16 protein-coding genes are annotated in these 19634 nt (G+C 67.2%); 12 read left to right on the top strand and 4 right to left on the bottom strand.

The annotated features are described in order from the left end of the window. The first annotated feature begins 21 nt into the window (after nucleotides 1-21). On the top strand, nucleotides 22-567 hold the full coding sequence (locus tag FPZ61_RS02260) for a hypothetical protein (RefSeq protein WP_185464572.1): 546 nt from the start codon (nucleotides 22-24) through the stop codon (nucleotides 565-567). Nucleotides 568-576: 9 nt separating this feature from the next. On the opposite strand, the gene cobN is transcribed toward FPZ61_RS02260, so the two are convergent. Then, nucleotides 577-4284, bottom strand: a complete 3708-nt coding sequence (cobN, locus tag FPZ61_RS02265; RefSeq protein WP_185464571.1) for a cobaltochelatase subunit CobN — start codon at nucleotides 4282-4284, stop codon at nucleotides 577-579. A gap of 89 nt (nucleotides 4285-4373) precedes the next feature. On the opposite strand from cobN, the gene FPZ61_RS02270 reads away from it, so the two are divergent. The 3 genes from FPZ61_RS02270 to FPZ61_RS02280 all read left to right on the top strand — a co-directional run bounded on the left by FPZ61_RS02270 (nucleotide 4374) and on the right by FPZ61_RS02280 (nucleotide 9326). Then, complete coding sequence (locus FPZ61_RS02270; RefSeq protein ID WP_185464570.1) at nucleotides 4374-5291, top strand: branched-chain amino acid transaminase; 918 nt, start codon at nucleotides 4374-4376, stop codon at nucleotides 5289-5291. Nucleotides 5292-5358: 67 nt separating this feature from the next. After that, nucleotides 5359-8991, top strand: a complete 3633-nt coding sequence (metH, locus tag FPZ61_RS02275) for a methionine synthase (protein WP_185464704.1) — start codon at nucleotides 5359-5361, stop codon at nucleotides 8989-8991. A 62-nt stretch (nucleotides 8992-9053) separates the two neighbouring features. Continuing rightward, a complete protein-coding gene (locus FPZ61_RS02280; protein ID WP_185464569.1) occupies nucleotides 9054-9326 on the top strand; it encodes a DUF4090 family protein in 273 nt (90 codons plus the stop codon). A gap of 37 nt (nucleotides 9327-9363) precedes the next feature. Here FPZ61_RS02280 and FPZ61_RS02285 read toward each other — a convergent pair whose 3' ends face one another. Then, on the bottom strand, nucleotides 9364-9585 hold the full coding sequence (locus FPZ61_RS02285; protein WP_185464568.1) for a hypothetical protein: 222 nt from the start codon (nucleotides 9583-9585) through the stop codon (nucleotides 9364-9366). A 198-nt stretch (nucleotides 9586-9783) separates the two neighbouring features. Between FPZ61_RS02285 and FPZ61_RS02290 the strand changes: the two genes are divergently transcribed. Then, entirely contained in the window at nucleotides 9784-10146 is a 363-nt protein-coding gene (locus FPZ61_RS02290; RefSeq protein ID WP_185464703.1) for a DUF2237 domain-containing protein, read from the top strand. Between the two features lie 18 nt (nucleotides 10147-10164). Here the strand turns inward: FPZ61_RS02290 and FPZ61_RS02295 are convergent, their stop codons facing one another. After that, nucleotides 10165-10947, bottom strand: coding sequence for an SDR family oxidoreductase (locus FPZ61_RS02295; protein ID WP_370593332.1), 783 nt, complete (start codon nucleotides 10945-10947; stop codon nucleotides 10165-10167). Nucleotides 10948-10985: 38 nt separating this feature from the next. On the opposite strand from FPZ61_RS02295, the gene FPZ61_RS02300 reads away from it, so the two are divergent. From FPZ61_RS02300 to FPZ61_RS02320, 5 genes are all read left to right on the top strand, one after another. Continuing rightward, nucleotides 10986-11903 carry an NAD(P)H-dependent glycerol-3-phosphate dehydrogenase gene (locus FPZ61_RS02300; RefSeq protein WP_185464567.1) on the top strand — a complete coding sequence of 306 codons (918 nt, stop codon included), beginning with the start codon at nucleotides 10986-10988 and terminating at the stop codon, nucleotides 11901-11903. Beyond that, nucleotides 11900-12829: a PhzF family phenazine biosynthesis protein gene (locus FPZ61_RS02305; protein WP_185464566.1), complete on the top strand. Its 930-nt coding sequence runs from the start codon at nucleotides 11900-11902 to the stop codon at nucleotides 12827-12829. The genes FPZ61_RS02300 and FPZ61_RS02305 overlap by 4 nt, the downstream gene beginning before the upstream one ends. Further along, nucleotides 12751-13809, top strand: coding sequence for a SpoIID/LytB domain-containing protein (locus FPZ61_RS02310; protein ID WP_370594259.1), 1059 nt, complete (start codon nucleotides 12751-12753; stop codon nucleotides 13807-13809). Before FPZ61_RS02305 ends, FPZ61_RS02310 begins: the two co-directional genes overlap by 79 nt. Beyond that, nucleotides 13796-14647: an ATP adenylyltransferase gene (locus tag FPZ61_RS02315; RefSeq protein ID WP_185464565.1), complete on the top strand. Its 852-nt coding sequence runs from the start codon at nucleotides 13796-13798 to the stop codon at nucleotides 14645-14647. Before FPZ61_RS02310 ends, FPZ61_RS02315 begins: the two co-directional genes overlap by 14 nt. A gap of 148 nt (nucleotides 14648-14795) precedes the next feature. Continuing rightward, the gene (locus FPZ61_RS02320) at nucleotides 14796-15590 is read left to right on the top strand and encodes a sigma-70 family RNA polymerase sigma factor (protein ID WP_185464564.1); all 795 of its coding nucleotides are present in this window, start codon (nucleotides 14796-14798) and stop codon (nucleotides 15588-15590) included. Here the strand turns inward: FPZ61_RS02320 and FPZ61_RS02325 are convergent. Then, nucleotides 15538-15732 (bottom strand): sigma factor SigF, encoded by a 195-nt coding sequence (locus FPZ61_RS02325; RefSeq protein ID WP_185464563.1) that lies wholly within the window; start codon nucleotides 15730-15732, stop codon nucleotides 15538-15540. The genes FPZ61_RS02320 and FPZ61_RS02325 overlap by 53 nt on opposite strands. A gap of 285 nt (nucleotides 15733-16017) precedes the next feature. Here FPZ61_RS02325 and FPZ61_RS02330 point away from each other — a divergent pair, with 285 nt between their 5' ends. Both FPZ61_RS02330 and FPZ61_RS02335 read left to right on the top strand, forming a co-directional pair. Then, nucleotides 16018-17631 carry a DUF3370 family protein gene (locus tag FPZ61_RS02330; RefSeq protein ID WP_185464700.1) on the top strand — a complete coding sequence of 538 codons (1614 nt, stop codon included), beginning with the start codon at nucleotides 16018-16020 and terminating at the stop codon, nucleotides 17629-17631. Nucleotides 17632-17651: 20 nt separating this feature from the next. Beyond that, on the top strand, nucleotides 17652-18773 hold the full coding sequence (locus FPZ61_RS02335) for a J domain-containing protein (protein ID WP_185464562.1): 1122 nt from the start codon (nucleotides 17652-17654) through the stop codon (nucleotides 18771-18773). Nucleotides 18774-19634: the final 861 nt, after the last annotated feature.

Below are 19634 nucleotides of genomic sequence, written 5' to 3' on the forward strand. Positions count from 1 at the left end.
ATAGGTTTCCGTTCCCTGACCATGGGTCTGCTTGATCGTCTGCTCGGCAACCGCTCCGAAGGAGCCTTTTCGTCCAAGGGCGCCAGGGAGAAACCGGCCAAGGCGAAGCAGGAAGAGAGCTTCTACCTCGATCCAGACGCCTCCAGCAGCCTGGGCGATGTCAAGTTCATGCGCCGTTCGAACAAGATCCGCCACACCTTCCCCGGCAACGCCGACAACCCCGGCGGCAAGGAAATGATCCAGGAAGTGGATTCGATGGCCGCACGGCTCGAGAAAGCCAGCACCGGCCTCCCCGGCACCGAGGTCAGCACTGCCACCACCAGCCCCAGTGGCGGAGTGCCCAAGCCGGTCAAGAAGACCTTTGTCGAGAAGATGAGCTCGGCCGAGCTGAGCAATCGGCTGCGTGGTGCCGCCGTGGGTGGTGTGAACGCCGCTGGTGGTACAGCGCCCGCCGCTCGCAAGCCCGACGGCAGTTCAAGCGAAGGCCAGCCGGCCATCAGCCGCCAGCAGGCCAAGCCCGGTGCCATCGACCCGTTCAAGGACATGGCCAAGGAGATCAATTCCTGATCTGCAGCCTCAACCCTCCACCAGGCTCTCACTGCTGAGCACCAGCTGCCTCAGCCGCTCCAGTTGTTCCGGGCCTGCCCCTTCCCACAGCTGGCGGTTGTGGGCTTCCAGCAGTCGCTCGGCCATGTCGCGCAGGGCCCAGGGGTTGGCCTGGCGCAGGAAGGCCAGCATCTCCTCATCCCCCAGCCAGGTGTCGCAGATGGCGGCGTAGCTCCAGTCAGGCACCCGACCGGTGCTGGCGTCGTAGGCGAAGAGGTAATCGAGACTGGCGGCCAGCTCGAAGCCCCCCTTGTAGCCATGGGCGCGCATCCCCTCGATCCAGCGGGGATTGAGCACCCTCGAGCGCAGCACCTTGTCGAGTTCTCGCTCCAGCCGATGAACACGCGGTCGCTGGTGTCGGGAGTGATCGCCGAACCACAGGGCCGGAGCTGACCCCCGCACCCGCTCGGTGGCCGCGCTCAGCCCACCCTGGAACTGGTAGTAGTCGTCGGAATCCAGCAGATCATGCTCCCGGTTGTCCTGGTTGTGCAGCACCACCTGCACCTGGCGCAGCCGTTGCTCCAGCCCGCCGCGGTCGGCAATCGCCTCGCCGCTGCCCTCGTAGCGCCAGCCGCTCCAGTTGAGATACGCCTCGCCCAGATCGCTGCGCTCCTCCCACTGGCCACTGTCGATCAGCCCCTGCAGTCCAGCGCCGTAGGCCCCGGGGGCTGATCCGTAGACCCTCGCGCAGTGGCCCTCGCGGCGCAGAGCTGCCGCCAGGGGATTGTCCGGCTCCGGTTCCTGCAGGCCCCCCACCAGGGCGGTGGCCCGGTTGACCCAGCCCACCAGCTGGGGGAAGGCATCCCGGAACAGCCCCGAGATGCGCAGGGTCACATCCACCCGGGGGCGCCCCAGCAGGGAGAGCGGGATGATCTCCAGGTCCACCATCCGCCGGGTGGGTCCATCCCAGACGGGCCTCACACCCATCAGCGCCAGGGTCTGGGCAATGTCTTCCCCGCCGTTGCGCATGGTGGCGGTGCCCCAGACCGAGAGTGCCAGGTGGCGCAGGTCGTCGCCCTCCTCCTGCAGATGCAGCTCCAGCAGCAGTTCGGCGCTGCGCCGGCCCAGGTCCCAGGCCGCTTCGCTGGGCAGTCCGCGCAGATCGACGCTGTAGAAGTTGCGGCCGGTGGGCAGCAGGTCGGGTCGGCCGCGGGTGGGAGCTCCGGAAGGCCCGGCGGCGATCCGCTCCCCCGCCACCCCCGCCAGAAAGGCCTGCTGTTCGGCCTCGCCGCAGCGCAGCAGTCGAGGGAGCAGATCGCCACGGACCCGCTCCAGCACAGAGCGGGTGATGGCGCCGCAGGGGGGGAGAGCCGCCAGGGGCTCCACCAGCAGAGGCCGCAGCAGTTGCAGGGCCCAGTCCTCCAGCAGGGCCACCCCATCACCGATCCGGCGACAGGCCCCGTCGGCAGGCTCCGGTGCTGCAACGGCTGAGAGCAGCAGCTGCCGATCGACCGGATCCAGGGGCTCCTCCTCCGGGTCCGCCCAGGGGTCGAGCGCCAGCCCCAGGTCCCGGGCCAGCGCCTGGGTCAGCCCGGGCCCTTCGGCCAGGGGCGGCCGCGCCAGGCACAGCAGCAGCTCCAGCAGCGGTTCCTCAGAGGGCAGCCGGCCGAAGGTGTGCAGGCCGGTTCGGATCTGGGCCTCCTTGAGCTCGCAGAGGTAGCCATCGGCCCGATCGATGCGGCCCTCCAGATCGCCGGCCTCCAGCGGCAGCTCCAGGGTTTCGAGGGTCTCGGCCAGCCGCTGGAGCAGGGGATCTCTCCGCTCGCTGCCCAGCTGGCACGCCTCCCAGTACTCATCGAGCAGGGCCTCCAGGGCCTGGAGCGGTCCGTGCAGCCCCGCCCGGCCCAGGGGTGGGGTGAGATGGTCGAGGATCACGGCCTGGGCGCGGCGCTTGGCCTGGGACCCTTCGCCGGGATCGTTGACGATGAAGGGATAGAGGTGGGGCATGGGCCCCAGGGCCCATTCGGGGAAACACCGGCCTGAGAGCCCCAGTCCCTTGCCGGGCAGCCACTCCAGGTTGCCGTGCTTGCCCACGTGCACCACCAGCTGGGATCTCTCCACCTCCCGCAGCCAGAGGTACTGGGCCAGGTAGGCGTGGGTGGGCGGCAGATCCGGGCTGTGGTAGCTGAGGCTGGGGTCGCGGTCGTAGCCCCGCTCCGGCTGGATCAGCACATGGACGTGGCCGAAGCGCAGACCCCGGATCGGAAAACCGGCTCCGCTCGGGGTTGTTTCCAGTCCACTGTCCTGATCGGCGGGGCCCCAGCGCCGCTCGATCAGTTCCCGTCCCTCCTGCGGAAGGCCGCCGTACCAGCGGTGATAGGTGGCCAGGGGGAGGTGGTCCAGGGGTGGCCGGTGGCCGCTCTCAGCATCGTTGCTGCGGCCCGCCAGCAGCCGCTCGATCAGCTCCTGGCCATCGTGCGGCAGGGCTGCCTCCCCCTCCCCCAGGTGGTAACCGGCGGCGGCCAGCCAATGCAGCATGGACGCCGCACTTGCGGGGGTATCCAGGCCGACGCCGTTGGCCAGGCGGCTGTTGCGGGTGGGGTAGTTGGCGAGCACCAGCGACAGGCGCCGCTGCGCAGGGGCTGTTTCCCGCAGGCTCACCCAGGCCCCCACCAGATGGGCGATCCAGTCGAGGCGCTCCTCATCCGGCACGTAGCGATGCAGGGCAGTGGTCAGCCGGGCATCGGCCCGCTCCGCCGCCTGCTTGAACGCCCCGATCCGGGTGGTGAGGCGACCATCAAGCTCCGGCAGCGCCACCTGCAGACTCAGGTCGAGCGGTCCCAGGCCGATGCTGCTGCTCTCCCAGCGTTCGCGGCTGGAGCTGCTGCAGAGCAACTGCAGCACCGGCACGTTCAGGGCCTCCCAGAGCGGTGCGCCCAGGCCCGCCTCCTCGAACTGCACCGAGGCGAAGGAGGTGGTGCAGAGCACAGCCTGTACCCCTTCGCGCCCCAGCAGGTCGGCCACACCGCGCTGCACCCCGGCCTCGCGCAGGCCGCTCACCCAGAGGGCCCTGGGACAGAGGCCCCGTCGGCGCAGGGCGGCCAGGGTGGCCTCCGCCAGGGCCGTGTCGCCCGCCTGCAGCAGGGCGCGGTAAAGCACCAGGCCGATGCGGGGTCCGGGATCCGCCCGCCAGTCGTGGGGGGCGGGATCGGGCAGAGGGACCACCAGGGGCGGCTCCGGCCGCTTCCCATCCAGCAGGGCGGCGAGGCAGAGCAGCACCCGGCGCAGGTTCACGCGACCCCCTTCCCGCAGGCAGCGGCCGATCGCCACCGCCAGGGCTGGAGTCACGTTGCCCAGGCCTTCCAGGTCGCCCTCCTCCTCCCTGGTGCCCGCCACCACGATCAGCTGGCGGCCAGGGCCGTCCGCCCAGTGGCGCAGTTGCTCGAGGCCATAGCTCCAGTGACCCCGTCCCCCCAGCAGGCGGACCAGCACCAGCTGGGTGGCCTCCAGGCTGGAGGCCAGGTAGTGGTCGATCACGGCCGGGTGATCCAGGGCCGCGAGGTTGAGGCCGCGGACCTCCTGGCTGAGCAGCGTCGGTTCATCGCCCAGCAGGCCCGCCAGGGTGGTCAGGTCGGTGTCGGCGCTGCTGAGCAGCAACAGGGGCGCGGAGGGTTGCTCCACGAAGAGGGGACCATCCGTTTCGCCGAAGGCGCCGGGAACTGCCGCAAGCCGATGCATCGATCCATCCTCGTTCCTGACGGTGAGAAGATCGAGGCCCGTCCACGGTGCGGTGCCGCCCGCCCCTCCCCCATCCCAAGCGTCTCCGCATGCAGAAGTTTCTTCCCTATGCCTGGTTCCAAGGCGGTTGCGTTCCGTTTGCGGAGGCCACCCTTTCGGTGGCCACCCACGCCCTGCACTACGGCACCGGGGCCTTCGGGGGGATGCGGGCGTTGCCCAATCCAGCCGATCCGGCTGAAATCCTGCTCTTCCGTGCCGACCGCCACGCCCGCCGGTTGAGCCAGAGCGCCCGCCTGCTGCTGACGGAACTGGACGAGAGCACGATCCTGAGTGCCATCGAAGCCTTCCTTCAGGCCAACCGACCCACCACACCGATCTACCTGAGGCCGTTCGTTTACACCAGTGATCTCGGCATCGCGCCGCGCCTGCACGACATCGAGACCGATTTTCTGATCTACGGCATCGAACTGGGGGACTACCTCTCCCCCGATGGGGTCAGCTGCCGTGTCAGCAGCTGGACCCGCCAGGAAGACCGCTCCCTGCCCCTGCGCGGCAAGATCAGCGGGGCCTACATCACCAGCTCCCTGGCCAAGACCGAGGCGGTGAAGAGCGGCTTCGACGAGGCCCTGCTGCTCAACAGCCGCGGCAAGGTCAGCGAGGCCAGCGGCATGAACCTGTTCATCGTGCGCGATGGCGTGCTGATCACCCCCGGGGTCGACCAGGACATCCTCGAGGGCATCACCCGCGCCAGCATTCTGGAACTGGCCCGCTCCCTCGACATCCCCGTGATCGAGCGGGCGGTCGACAAGACCGAGCTGTTCGTGGCCGAGGAGGTGTTCCTCAGCGGCACCGCGGCCCGGGTGACTCCAGTGCGCCGCGTGGAGACCACCGATCTGCCCACGGAGCGCCCAGTGATGGAGCTGCTGCGGGAGCGTCTCACCCGGATCACCATGGGCAACGACCCCGGCTATGACCACTGGGTCACCCGCATCCGCCTGCGCGACTGATTTCTAGAGTGATTGCTGGCACGATCACGCGATGACGGCACTGGCAGGCGGGACGGCGGCGGCAGCGATGACGGGGACCCAGAGGATCGGGTTTCTGGAGCGCCTCCATGGCCCTGGCCGTCCTGTGCTGGTTTTTGACGGCGCCACCGGCACCTCGCTGCAGCAGATGAACCTGAATGCCGAGGATTTCGGCGGCGCAGCCCTCGAGGGCTGCAACGAGAACCTGGTGATCACCCGCCCTGATGTCGTGCAGGCGGTGCACCGTCAGTTTCTCGAGGCTGGCTGCGATGTGATCGAAACCGACACCTTCGGTGCCGCCTCGATTGTGCTGGCGGAATACGGACTCGAGGATCAGGCCTTCGCCCTCAACCAGCGGGCCGCTGTGCTGGCCCGTGAGATGGCCGACCGCTACAGCACCTCCACCAAGCCCCGTTTCGTGGCGGGCTCGATGGGCCCCACCACGAAGTTGCCCACCCTGGGCCACATCGACTTCGACACGATGAAGGCCTCCTTCCGTGAGCAGGCGGCGGGATTGCTGGCCGGCGATGTCGATCTGTTCATCGTGGAGACCTGCCAGGACGTTCTGCAGATCAAAGCGGCACTTCAGGGACTGGAGGAGGCCTTCGAGGCGGCGGGCGAGCGCAGGCCGTTGATGGTTTCGGTCACGATGGAAACCACCGGCACGATGCTGGTGGGCTCGGACATCGCCGCGGTGGTCTCGATCCTGGAGCCCTTCCCGATCGATGTGCTCGGGCTCAACTGCGCCACCGGTCCGGAGCAGATGAAGGCGCACATCCGCTACCTGAGCGAGCACAGTCCGTTCGTGATCAGTTGCATTCCCAACGCCGGACTTCCGGAGAACGTGGGAGGCGTGGCCCATTACCGTCTCACCCCCCTGGAACTGCGGCTGCAGTTGCTGCATTTCGTTGAGGATCTGGGGGTCCAGGTGATCGGTGGTTGCTGCGGGACCACCCCCAGCCACATTGCGGCCCTCGCCGAGCTGGCGGTGGATCTCCACCCCAGACCCCGCCCGGTGCGGCTGCCGGAGCAACGGCGGCAGCGGCCGGCCCTGCAGTGCGAACCGGCGGCGGCCTCGATTTACGGCATCACGCCGTATCACCAGGACAACTCCTTCCTGATCATCGGCGAGAGGCTCAATGCCAGCGGCTCTCGAAAGGCGCGTGATCTGCTCAATGCCGAGGACTGGGATGGGTTGGTGGCCCTCGCCCGGGGCCAGATCAAGGAGAATGCCCATGTTCTTGATGTCAACGTCGACTATGTCGGCCGCGATGGCGAGAAAGACATGCACGACCTGGTCAGTCGCCTGGTCACCAATGTGAATCTTCCGTTGATGCTGGATTCAACGGAGTGGCAGAAGATGGAAGCCGGCCTCAAGGTGGCTGGAGGCAAGTGCATCCTCAACTCCACCAACTACGAAGACGGCGATGAGCGCTTCTTCAAGGTGTTGGATCTGGCTCGCCGCTATGGCGCGGGCGTGGTGGTGGGAACCATCGACGAGGAGGGCATGGCCCGCACAGCTGAGCGGAAATTCGCCATTGCCCAACGGGCCTACCGGGACGCCCTCGAGTATGGAATTCCGGCCCATGAGATCTTCTACGACCCCCTGGCTCTGCCCATCTCCACAGGCATCGAGGAAGACCGCCGCAATGCCGTCGCCACGATCGAAGCCATCCGCAGGATTCGCGCCAGCCTGCCCGGAGTTCATGTGGTTCTGGGGGTGAGCAATGTGAGCTTCGGGCTCTCCCCCGCCGCACGGATCGTGCTCAATTCCGTCTTCCTGCACGACTGCTGTGAAGCCGGCATGGATGCCGCCATCGTCAGCCCTGCCAAGATCCTGCCGCTTGCCAAGATCAGCGGGGAGCATCAGCAGGTCTGCCGGGATCTGATCCACGACCGCCGTCGTTTCGAGTCGGAGCAGGTGGGCGCGATCTGCACCTACGACCCGCTCACGGTTCTCACTGGACTGTTTGAGGGGGTGAGCGCCAAGGAGGCCAGGGCATCGGGGCCCAGCCTGGCCGATCTGCCCGTGGAGGAACGGCTGCGCCAACACATCATCGATGGCGAGCGCATCGGACTGGAGCCTGCCCTTGAGGAGGCCATGGCCAACCACCCACCGCTTCAGATCATCAACACCTTTCTGCTCGATGGCATGAAGGTGGTGGGGGAGCTGTTCGGCTCCGGACAGATGCAACTCCCCTTCGTGCTTCAGAGCGCTGAAACGATGAAGGCGGCGGTGGCCTATCTCGAGCCCCACATGGAGAAGGTGGAGGGAGAGAGCAGTGCCAAGGGAAAATTCCTGATCGCCACCGTTAAGGGCGATGTGCACGATATCGGGAAGAATCTGGTTGACATCATCCTGACGAATAATGGTTATGAAGTGATCAATCTCGGCATCAAGCAGGGGGTGGAGGCTATCATCGAAGCCCAGCGGCTGCACCAGGCAGACTGCATCGCCATGAGTGGGCTGCTGGTGAAATCCACAGCATTCATGAAAGACAATCTCCAGGCCTTCAACGAGGCGGGCATCACCGCTCCGGTGATCCTCGGCGGAGCAGCCCTCACTCCCCGCTTCGTGCAGAAGGATTGCCGCTCCGTCTACAACGGCCAGGTGATCTATGGCCGCGATGCCTTCGCCGATCTGCGCTTCATGGATGCGCTCTCGGATGCCCGCAAGGCCGGTCAGTGGGATGACCAGCTCGGATTCCTCGCCGGTGCCCCTGCGGGTCTGGGCCTTGAGGTGGAGCTCGAGCCAGCGGCTGAGCCCAGAGCCACTGCCGCTGAAGGGGTAAGTCTGGACGATCAGCCCACGCCCGCAAAATCCGGCGCCCCCGAAATCACCAGCGATCGCTCCGCGGCGGTGCCGGAGGAGCCCGCTGTGGAACCTCCCTTTCTGGGCAGTCGCCTGATCCATGAGGGTGAGATTCCGCTCGATGAGGTGTTCGCCTACCTCGATCGCAACGCCCTCTTCGCCGGCCAGTGGCAGCTGCGCAAGAGCCAGGACCAGAGCCGTCAGGCCTACGAGGCGATGCTGGTGGACAAGGCCGAGCCGGTGCTGCAGAGCTGGATCGAGCGTTGCCAGCGGGAGGCCCTGCTCACGCCCCGGGTCGCTTATGGCTATTTCCCCTGCGGCCGCGATGGCAATGCGCTGGTGGTGTTTGATCCCGTGAACACCACCCGGGTGCTCGGCCGCTTCGAACTGCCCCGTCAGCGGGGCGGCAACCGCTACTGCATCGCCGATTTCTTCCGTGATCTCAGGGAGGGCGGGCCCAGTGATGTGCTGCCGATGCAGGCGGTGACCATGGGAGAACAGGCCAGCGCCTTCGCCCGTGAGCTCTTCGCCGCCGATCGCTACACCGACTACCTCTACTTCCACGGGCTGGGCGTGCAGATGGCCGAGGCGCTGGCGGAGTGGACCCACGCCCGCATCCGCCGGGAGCTGGGCTTCGCCGAAGAAGAACCCTCGGCCCTGCGCGACGTGCTGGCCCAGCGCTACCGCGGCAGCCGCTATTCCTTCGGCTACCCGGCCTGCCCCAACGTGGCCGATTCCCGGCAGCAGCTGGCCTGGCTCGATGCTGGCAGCATCGGACTGAGCATGGACGAAAGCGATCAGCTTGAGCCCGAGCAGAGCACCACGGCCCTGGTGGCGGTGCACAGCCGCGCCCGCTATTTCAGTGCCTGAGGCCGCTGAAGGCCGCTCGTCCGAGGCGATGGCAGGCTGAGGGGGTCCTTGCCTGTCTTTCCATGGCGATTGCCGGTCCCGATGGTGTTGATGCGGCGATTGCCGCGGGCGTCGATCTCGATGGGAGTCCCATCCCTGCCGAGATGCTCAGCCTCTACAACGAGGTGATGCTGCTCGAATCGCAGCGGGCCCGCAGCGGCGTGCGCAAGTCGATGCGCAACCGGGTGGTGAAGACCGGCTCGAAGCACCTGGATCAGGCCAGCCTTGACGCTCGTCTCAAGGCTGCCGGCTGGGAAGGGCTCAAGTCCAAGGAGATCGACTTCTTCTACGGCTGAGGCTGCGCCATTGCGCTGCCTGGCCCGGCACTGGAGCTCAGAGGGACTCCAGGCTGTCGATCACCTCCTGCTGGAAAGCCTCCAGATCGGTGGAGTCGCTCAGATCGAATCCTTCACCGGCTGCATTCTGAAGGAGTTCCTGGAAGTGAAAGGCGCCTTCGCCATGGGCGAGGAATTCCATCGCGGAGGTTTCACCGCTTTCCCTGAAGGCGTCATGCAGGGCCATGAAGGCAGCATCTTCGGCGAAATCCCAGCTCATGAAGGTGTGAAGGCAAGGCGGAAGGGCGGCAGAAGGAGGCCTTCCAGCACCACGGCTCAATGACCTTTAACGCCTGCCCCCCCGAATCCGTCAACCTCCCGGCTGGATTTCGTGCCTGCGAATGGTCAGACTCAGCTGTCATGTCCTGGATTTCACGTGGATCAGTCGTCGTCGGCCCCAGGTCTTCAAACGCGGAATGTGCTGGGAGAGCCTCTGGTCGTCTGTGGCTGTGAGCCGATGACGGGCTGGTTCCGCGATGGCCACTGCCGCACTGATCCCTCGGACCATGGACGCCACACGGTCTGCTGCGTCGTCACCGACCTGTTTCTGCGTTACTCCCTGTCCCAGGGCAATGATCTGAGCACCCCCAGGCCCGCCTATGGATTTGCCGGCCTCAAGGCCGGAGACCACTGGTGTGTCTGTGCCGCCCGCTGGCTGGAGGCCCACGACGACGGCGTGGCTCCACCGGTGCGGCTGGAGGCCACCGAAGCGTCCACCCTGGAGTTGATCCCTCTGGAGCTGCTCCAGTCTTTCGGCGAGGCCCCTGCGCCCGAGGGTTGAGCCCTCAGTATTGAATGGTCACCAGGGAATGCTCGTCCCGTCCCAGGCCAGGAAACGCCCGGAGTGGGCGGGCGTCTGGGCCGCCAGCACGTCGATCAGGTGGTTGGCGGCCCGCTCCGGACTGAACAGTCGCTCCGCCGGCACCGAGCGGCGGAAAGGTGCGGAGAGGGCCGTGGCGGTGGTGCCCGGATGCAGCAAGGTGACGCAGGCCTGGGGCAGCCGTCGTTCCCATTCCAGGGCCAGGCAGCGCAGCAGCTGGTTCTGGGCCGCCTTGGCGGCCCGGTAGCCGTACCAGCCCCCCAGCCGGTTGTCGCCGATGCTGCCCACCCGCGCTGAAAGGCTGGCGAAGTGCACGGGCTCCTGGCGGGGCAGCAGGGGCTCCAGGGCCCGTGCCAGCAGCACCGGGCCGTAGGCGTTGACGCTGAACAGACGCTCGAGGGAGACGCGCTCCAGCTGTTGCAGCCGTTTCTCCGGTCGCAGGCCGCCGTCATGGAGCAAGCCGGCGGTGTTGATCACCAGCCGCAGGCGCACATCCTCCGCCTGCAGTTGCTTCGCGCAGGCCGAGAGGCTGGTGTCGTCTGTGAGGTCGAGGGGCAGCACCCGACCTGGTGGCATCAGCCTTCCTGGGGAGCATTCCCGCCGGCTCGTGCCCCAGAGCCTCAGCCCTGGGGCCCGTTGGGACAGAGCCTGGAGCAACGCCATGCCGATGCCTCCGCAGCCCACCACCAGGGCATCCCCCTGCCAGTGGGCCAGATCGAGGCCGGCTTCAGGAGCCGGTGCTCCTTCGGGGGGCATGGACATCGGCGGGACCAACAGGGAGGGTGGCCCATGATGGGCCGATGGCTTTGCGCATCGGCATCTTCGGGCAGGGGGCTTGGGGCCGCGCCCTTCACCAGGTGTTCCGGCAGGCTGGCCACCAGCTCAGCGGCTGGTCACGCCGCGACGGGGGTGATCCTGCCGACCTGCTGGCGGATCAGGATCTGATGCTGTGCGCCGTCGCCATGGCCGGCGTACCGGAGCTTTCCCAGCGGCTCTCCTCTCAGTGGCCATCGGGGCTGCCCCTGATCAGCTGCACCAAGGGCCTGAACCATCGTCTCAGGCTCACCGCCTCACAGCTCTGGCAGCGCTCGATCCCCAACATCCGCAGCCTGGTGCTGAGTGGGCCGAACCTGGCCGGAGAGCTGGATGGCGGTCTGCCTGCGGCCAGTGTGCTGGCCTCGTCCCACTCCGATCTGGCCCAGGCCCTGCAGCTGGAACTCAGCAGCCAGCAGCTGCGCCTCTACACCAATACCGATCCGATCGGCACCGAACTCTCCGGTGCCCTCAAGAATGTGATGGCCGTGGCCGCGGGAGTCTGCGACGGCCTGGGCCTGGGTGCCAACGCCAAGGCCGCTCTGCTCACCCGCGGGCTGGCGGAGATGGGCCGCCTCAGCCAGCAGCTGGGTGGTGAGTCCGACACCCTCTACGGCCTGGCCGGACTGGGGGATCTGCTGGCCACGGCCAACAGTCGCCTCAGCCGCAACCATCGCTTCGGTGTGCACCTCGCCGAAGGACTCACCGCCGAGCAGGCGATCCAGGCCATCGGCGCCACGGTGGAGGGTCCATCAACGGCCGTGGCGGCTCTCGCCATGGCCGATGGAGGCGAGGCCCTTTTGCCGATCTGCGCCCAGGTGGTTGGCCTGATCGAGGGCCGCTTCACCCCCCAGGAGGCCGTCCGCGCCCTGATGGACCGGGATCTCAAGCCCGAGGAGCGATGAACGACGGTGGTCTGCCTGCCGTCCTGATCACGGCCTTCGCCGAGAGGCCGCTTCAGGGCAATGGAGCCGCTGTGGTGGCCCTGGCGCGGCCAGCGTCGAGCGGCTGGATGCAGGCGGTGGCTGCCCAGCTGCGGCAGTCGGAGACGGCTTTTCTTTTGCCTCTCGAGGGCCTTCTGCCTGAGGCTGAAGCCGCAGGAGAGTGGGCCCTTCGCTGGTTCACCCCGAGCTGTGAAGTGCCGCTCTGCGGCCATGCCACCCTGGCCTCTGCCCTGGCCCTGGGCCATTGGGGCCTCCTGCAGCCCGGCGGCACCACTCGGTTGCACAGCCGCTCGGGGCCGCTGCTGGTGAGCCTCAGCCCGGCCGCCGCGGGCTGCGCCCAGCTGGTGCTCCCCTCCGCGGGTCTGGAGCCGTCACCCTTGTCCGTCGAGCTGGGCCCTCTGCTTGGCATGAAGCCGCTGCGCAGCTGGCGCTCGGCCCTGGGCTACCGGGTGGCCCTGCTGCCGCCGGACTTCGACCTGCCGTCCCTTGACGGGGACGCCCTCGCGGGGCAGTTGTCCGGTGAGCTGCGCCAGGGTCTGGTTCTGATGCAGGCGTTGGGGGACAGCGCTGATGCCCCTGCCCTGCAGGGGCTCAAGGCCGACTATCAGCTGCGTTTCCTGGCACCGGGCCTCGGCATCAATGAGGACCCTGTCACCGGCTCGGCCCACGCCCTGGTGGCCCCCTGGTGGTGTGATCTGCTGGGCCGCGAGCGGGTCGTGGGCTGGCAACCCTCTCCCCGGGGTGGCGGAATGGTGTGCGATCGGCTGTCTTCAGGCATGATCCGCCTGTCGGGTTCGGGGCAACTGCTGTGGGATGGCCGCTTGAGCGCTGGTGTCGACGCTGCCGAACCCGTGGACTGGAGCTGCTGCCTCCCCGGACCAGCCTGAACCGCGTTCTGGTCACCGCCCCCCTGAGTGTGGTGGCCCTGGGCCTTGGCTTCCTGGCCCAGCAATCCTTCACCGAGCCCCGCTCGAGCCTCGATGCCAAGGTGATGGAGGCCTTGCTGCCGGCCACCGCTGCCGACGACCCCGACCGTCAGGCCGAGGCCCGGCAGCTGGAGGAGATTCAGGCGCGTCGTGCCGACGTGAGCACTGCCCCGCCTCCATCGGGACCCTCTCCCCGCGGGGAGCTGGCGCTTGCGGAGCCGGCCGCTGGTCGTCCCGTGCCCCTGGAAGCGCGGGTGGCCCTCCTGCGCCAGGCCGGTCGGCCCACGCTCTCGGCCGGGGGCCCCTGGCGCCTGCTGGATGGTGAGGGTCGGGTCCTGCTTCGAGGCAGCGGGGGGGAACCGGTCAACTGGAGCGCTCAGAGCAGTGCGGATCTCTGGCTGGAGAGCGCTGGCGGCCACGCCCTGCTGGTGAATGGGCTCCCCTACGAGGGACGGCTGCGCCTGCTGCGTGAGGGCGGCGGCATCACCCCGATCAACCACCTGCCCCTGGAGCGCTACATCGCCTCGGTGGTGGGGGCCGAGATGCCCAGTTCCTGGTCCATGGAAGCCCTCAAGGCCCAGGCGGTGGCGGCCCGCTCCTATGCCCTGGCCCATCTGGCACGGCCCGCCAACCGCTACTGGCACCTGGGGGACACGACCCGCTGGCAGGCTTACCGGGGGCTGGAATCGGTCAGCGCGCGGACGCGCGAAGCCACCCAGCGCACCAACGGCCTCATCCTCAGTTACCAGGGGGGCATTGTGGAGAGCCTCTATGCCGCCAATTCCCAGATCACCGTGGAAGCCCATGGCCATCTGGGAGCGAGCATGAGCCAGGAGGGTGCCCAGCAACTGGCCCGTCAGGGCCAGCCCTATAACCAGATCCTCGGCCACTACTACCCGGGAGCCTCCCTGGCGCGGTTGCAGATCGGTGGAGCGGGCTGAGCGGATCTGGAGCGAGGCGCTGGAGCGCAGCCGTGGGGCCCTCGAGGGCGGCAGTCTCGTTCCCCTGGAAACGGAGTGGATTCCCCCCCAGGGCTGGGAGCCGTTTCACCTTCGCCGGCTGCTCTCGGCCACCCCGAAGCACCTGAGGGCCTCGGGACCGAAGCCCAACCCCTTCCACCCCTGGGACCCCCAGCTCCAGGTGCGCCTGCTGGGGGACAGCCATCTGCTCCTGCTCAACAAGTATCCGGTCCAGGCGGGCCATGTGCTTCTGATCACCCAGGACTATGCGCCCCAGTCCAGCTGGCTGGAGAGCGGCGACTGGGCGGCCGTGGCCAGGGTGGATGCCGACACGGGCGGGTTGTGGTTCTTCAACAGCTGCGCCGAGGCCGGCGCCAGTCAGCCCCACCGTCACCTGCAGCTGCTTCCTCGCCACAGCGACCAGATCGTCTGTCCGCTGGACGGGCTGCTGAGGGCTCAGTCGGCCGGAGATGGGGAATCCTGGCCCTGGGCCTACCGGCTCAGCCCCCGGCGGCCAGGGGAGTGCGCCGAGGACCTGGCGTCCACGTACCAGGCCCATGCCCTGGAGCTCGGTCTCGGCGACCCCGTCAGCGACATCAGGCCCCTCCATCCCTACAACCTGATCTTCAGTGACCACTGGTTCCTCACGGTGCGTCGGCAGCGGGAACACGTGGCCGGGTTCAGCGTCAATGGTCTGGGGTTTGCGGGATATCTGCTGCTGAGCGAGCGCTCGGACCTGGCCTGGTTGCAGCGCGAGGGCCCCTGGTCCCTGTTGCGGGCTGTGGCGGCAGGGACTGAGGTCCTGACGCCTCCCATCTGAGGGCTGAGCGCTGACGGGAGTCTTGCGGAGGATTCAGTGATTCCACGGTTGCTGGAATCCGGTTGTCGGTCCGTATCTGGAAAAGGAGCGGCGACCTGGCGTTGCGGCTCCCTCTATCGCTCCAGATACATCCACCATCACGCGTCCGATGACCAGCTCTTCCCTGCTTCAACCCCGCACACGCCGCTCTGCCCTGAACCGGCGTCTACGCCAACGCAACGATCGGGTGGCCCGGCACCTGGAGCTGGTGCGCCCGATCGCCCATCACTACAGCACCCTCTGCAGGGAGGGGCGCGACGATCTCACCCAGGTGGGTCTGCTGGGCTTGCTGCGGGCGGCTGAACTGTTCAGGAGCGATCAGGGCACCCCGTTTGAGGCCTTCGCTCGCCATCACATCCGCGGAGCGATCCTCCACTACCTCCGCGACCAGGCCCCGGTGATCCGGCTTCCGCGTCGGCAGAAGGAGCTGGAAGACCGCCTGCGCCGACTGGAGCAAAGCCCCGCCGGCAGCCCCGCCAGCCCCCTGGAGTCGATGGAACACTCCGGTCTGCGCCAGCTGCTGGGGTTGAGCGAACCCCAGTGGCGCCGCTTTGAGCAACTGCGCCAACTGGGACGGCTGGTGAGCCTGGACGCGGAGGAGGTGCAGCTTGCCGCCCCCGAAACCGAAGCGGAGCACGATCCTGATGCCGCCGAGATGGCTGAGCGGATTCTTGGAATGCTGGCTCAGCTCGATCAGCGCCAGCGCACCGTTGTGAGGGAGGTGGTGCTGGCCGGTCAGAGCCTCAGGTGCACGGCCCGCCTGATGCAGGTCAGCCCGATGACCGTTCACCGTCTGCTGGCCCGCGCGCTCGACACCCTGCGTCAGCAGCTGGAAAGGGAGGGGCTGGGCTTCAGCCCTGCTCCGGGGCCCCATCGCGGTCCATCTGCTTCTCCAGCGTGCTGATCGCGGCACTCACCGCCGCCAGTTGCCGCTCGATTCCGTCTCGCCAGTACGTGAGCATGCGCAGCTTGCGCTCCTGATGCTGACGACGGCTGGTGGCGGGGTCGCAGCAGGAAGCCCCGAAGCAGGGCAACGGCGGAAACATGAGAAAATGTCGCGGGTAGGGTCGGTTCTAGCGAGCGGTCCACCCCTGATGTGATGTCACCTCCCCGCCGGGGGCTGCATCGCAGGGTCAGCGAGACTTCACGATGGCCAAGGGTCCGGACCCGCCGCCACGAGGAGCGATCCGCGCCAACCAGCTATCCCGTCCCAGCCGAGAATCAGCGTGAGAAATCCAGGTCCCATTGGTCTCGCCGCCGTCGCCATTCTTCCCGGTCTCTCCGGTGCTGTTCTGGTGGCGCCAGCTGCCCAGGCCGCCGCTGTGCCCCTGATGGCCGGTCAGGCGGCACGGCCTCTGCGGGGACGCTTCAACGCTGTGCCGGTGTTGCACTCCAACCAGCCCGAGGAAGTGTTCGGCCCGGGGATTCTGGTGAACACGGCTCCTGGATCAGCCATCGCCAGGGAAAACCGCCAGAGCCTGCGCAATGCCACCTTCACCTTCAACGGTGACTTTGGCCTGCACATGCACCACAAGTATTACCCGGAGGACGCCACCCGTCTGGGCTATGGCCTGGTGCGCGGGCAGCTCACCCTGGCCACGATCGTGATCAACCCAGGCCCCCAGCCGGTCACCCTGGAATTCGATCGCGGTGCGGTGCGCAACAGCTTCCAGGCGCCTTATCTGGCCAACCACCTGATGGGGGTCAAGCCGCTGGGCCCAAGGCCCTGGAACACCGGTCCCGGTGACGCCACTGCCGTGATCATGCTGCGCAACCAGCTCGATCCGAAACTGCCTGAGCGCTTCACCATTCCCGCGAACAGCCGGGCCGTCCTCTTCCACACTCAGCTCCCAGCCAGGGGAATCGCCAACGGACTTCTGAGCGGCCGCAGTGACGGGCCTTTCCAGATGGCCGTCGTGGCTGCCGAGGATCCCCGCAGCGATGCCGATCTCTTCGCGGTGCTCGATCAGGGGGTGCTGGCACCCGGGCGCACCTACCTGAGCATGCTTCCCAAGATCCGGAACCGACAGGTGTTCTCACGGGTCGGTGGGGTGGCTCTCGGCGATGCCTTTCAAGCGAGCCTCAGCCATGACCTCAACCAGTCCCCCTTGCACGTTCCCTTCACCAGCACCAACCGGCACCATTTCGGCACCGGTGATGTTCAGGTCAATGCCCTGGCCAGCCGCATGATCGATTCCTCTCTCGACAATGTCGGGACCTATGGCGTCCGCTTCGATGTCGAGCTGAATCTGAAGGGCGCTGGCCCTTACGAGCTGGTCTTCAGCCATCCCACCGCCGATGGCGCTCAGTTCACCGCCTTTCGGGGATCGATCGGGATCGAGACCGACGAGGGCTACGGCGAAGTGCACGTGGGCATGCGTTCTGGCGAAAGTCTCTCCCTCAGGCAGCTGAACCTGCGACCAGGGGTGAACAACAGGGTCAAGGTGAGCATGGTGTACCCGGCCGATGCCACCCCTGGACATCTGCTCAGCGTTGTGCCGGCCTATCAGCTCGCGCAGCTGCGCGAGCGGGAGCGGCAGGTGGCCGTCGCCCGGGCTGCCGCTGAAGCGGCCGCAGCCAAGCGCAAGACCAAGCCAGCGACGACACTGCCCGCCGTGGTGACCCCGACCCCACCAGCCCAGGCCACCGCGCCGACTCCTGCGGCCCCTGCTAGGCCCGTCAGGCGCCCCGTCAAACCCGCCGGCGCTGCCCCACGGCCCACTCCGCCACCCTTGCCCCGGCCGCCGATCATCCCGGCCTGGTTGCCGCCCCTGCCACCGCTGAAGTTCTTGAATCAGACCCCCCCGGCCTCTCCCTCCCTGGCGGAAGTGCCCGTGGGCACAACTCCTTCGGCCTCCCCCCAGGAGACTCAGCAGCTGCGGGATCGCTACCGCGAGGCCGCCCAGGCTCAGCAACGCTTCCTCAGGCAGTTGATGGGCCGCTAGCCCGTCCTGATCAGGTTGCCGTGGCACCCGACGACACGAAAGCGGATCGCCAGCGCATTCAACTGATCCTCCCCGTCGCCCAGGTGGAGCAGATCGATGAGTTGTGCAAGCAGCTCGGCCACCGCAGCCGCGGAGCCCTGCTGGAGCGTCTGCTGGATGATCTGTTCCCTGGTACCGATGGCCAGGACGGTGACCAGGATGGGGAGGAGACCGGTGCTGAGGAGGAGCTGGATTCCTGCCGGGCCCTCGTCCTGGTCACAGGTCAGGAGAACCGACTGATCTCCCCTGATCAGGGTCAGCTGGGACTGGATGGGCTGGGTGAGCTGGAGGAACCCGATGGGCCTGCTGAGGCAGGTGAGGCCTCCTCTGCCGCACGAGCGAGCGACCCCCTGGGGCCTTCCTCCCTGCAGATCCCTCCCAGACGCCCTCGGAACCCAGAGATCCAGGAGCTGCGCGAAGCTCAGGGCCCAGCCGGAATCGATCTGCCGGGCTTCGTCAGGCAGTCATCGGCGCGCCTGCGCCGCAGCCTGCATCCCAGGCCGGCGGCCCAGGGGGAACCGCTTCCTGCCGTCAAGACATCAGAACTGGATCAGGCACTGCTGGCCGCCGAGGAGCACTGGCTCAGCCTCTACGGCACGGTGGCCAACGAGGCCGTGCTGGAAGCCGCCATGGTCTGGCTGGCCCGGGACATCTGGGTCCAGTCGGATCAGGCGGAAGGACGGCCCTTCACCTGGGCCCTGATCGAACAGTGGGTCACCGGGTTCGTCAGCGGCTGGCCAGCGGGGCCGCCCAGTTTCAACCGGGTGATCGTGGCGGCAGGCTTGCTCGAGGACCCCTTCAGCACTGACACCCTGACGCTGCGGGTGCCCACCTTGATCCGCCGGTTTGTGCATCGCTTCCGCAGGCGACGACGGGGAACCTCCTTCCAGACCCTGGAGCACACGATGACCTTGCAGGGAGCCCTGAAGGTGCTGGCCTTGCCCACGGCGCCTGGGCACAAGCTCAGCCTCAACCAGATCCGCGAGGCTTACCGCGAGCAGGCCATGAGTCACCACCCGGATTCCGGTGGGAGTGCCGATGCGATGCGCCGCCTCAACGAGGCGTATCAGTTGCTCAAGGAGCTCTACCGCCGACCGGCCTGAACCCACTCGTGCTCCTGGTCCGCTCTTCTCATCCAAGACTCTTGTCTGGTCCGGCTGCGAGACCCGAATGCGACTGATGGTGTGTCTCGCTGGATTTGGAGCTGGCTCCGCGCCTTCGGTCCTGTTCTCAGCGGTCATGGGAACGGCTGTGTCCAGTCGGGCCTGGACAGGCATTCCAGGGGCGCAAAGCAGCGCAAGAAGCCTGTGGTGGCAGGTGTTTTCTTTCCTGCGTACCTGCTGCAGACACAGGTACGCCATCATTTCTGGTTGCAGGGGTCATGAATCGGGTCCTGGGCGGAAGCTGAAAACACGGCCTTTGAGGCTCGCGTGTTGTTGGTCCCTGGTGTCTCATCTGTGAGCGGAGTTTGGACCTGAATTCGGTCCAACTCAGGACTGAGCAGTCCTTTATGAGACCTGCGCTGAGTCCAGAGTCTGGTCTTGCCTGAGCACCCTGCCTTGGTGATCCGGCCTCTCATCCGCTACCCGAGCCAGCGGATGCCGTTCGATGCAGCCGAAGCCATCAGGGACTTGTCCGTCGCTTCCGAGAGGGCGCCGGGCTGGAATTGTGCAATGGTCTCGACCGTGTCTCTACTCTGGACGCAGTGGAAGTCTTGATTGAGACGCTCTCAACGCTCTGGCCTCAAGCGTGTCTGGCCTGCGCTGATCGCTGTCAGATCGTCCGATGTCGGGGTGGCGAGGGGTGGTACTGGCCTGGGCCCCTAGGTCTTCGCTCAACGCAGGCTTCCGGCTGCCGCCAGGTCAGGTCATCCTGTGAGTTCAGGGGTCTCACGTGAGACACACATCTAGTTCTGTGCCAAGACACAAGTGAGTCCCCTGGCAGGCTCGGCCAAGGGCCTCGTG

The organism is Synechococcus sp. BSA11S, assembly GCF_014224355.1.
In the GTDB taxonomy this organism is placed as follows: domain Bacteria; phylum Cyanobacteriota; class Cyanobacteriia; order PCC-6307; family Cyanobiaceae; genus Regnicoccus_A.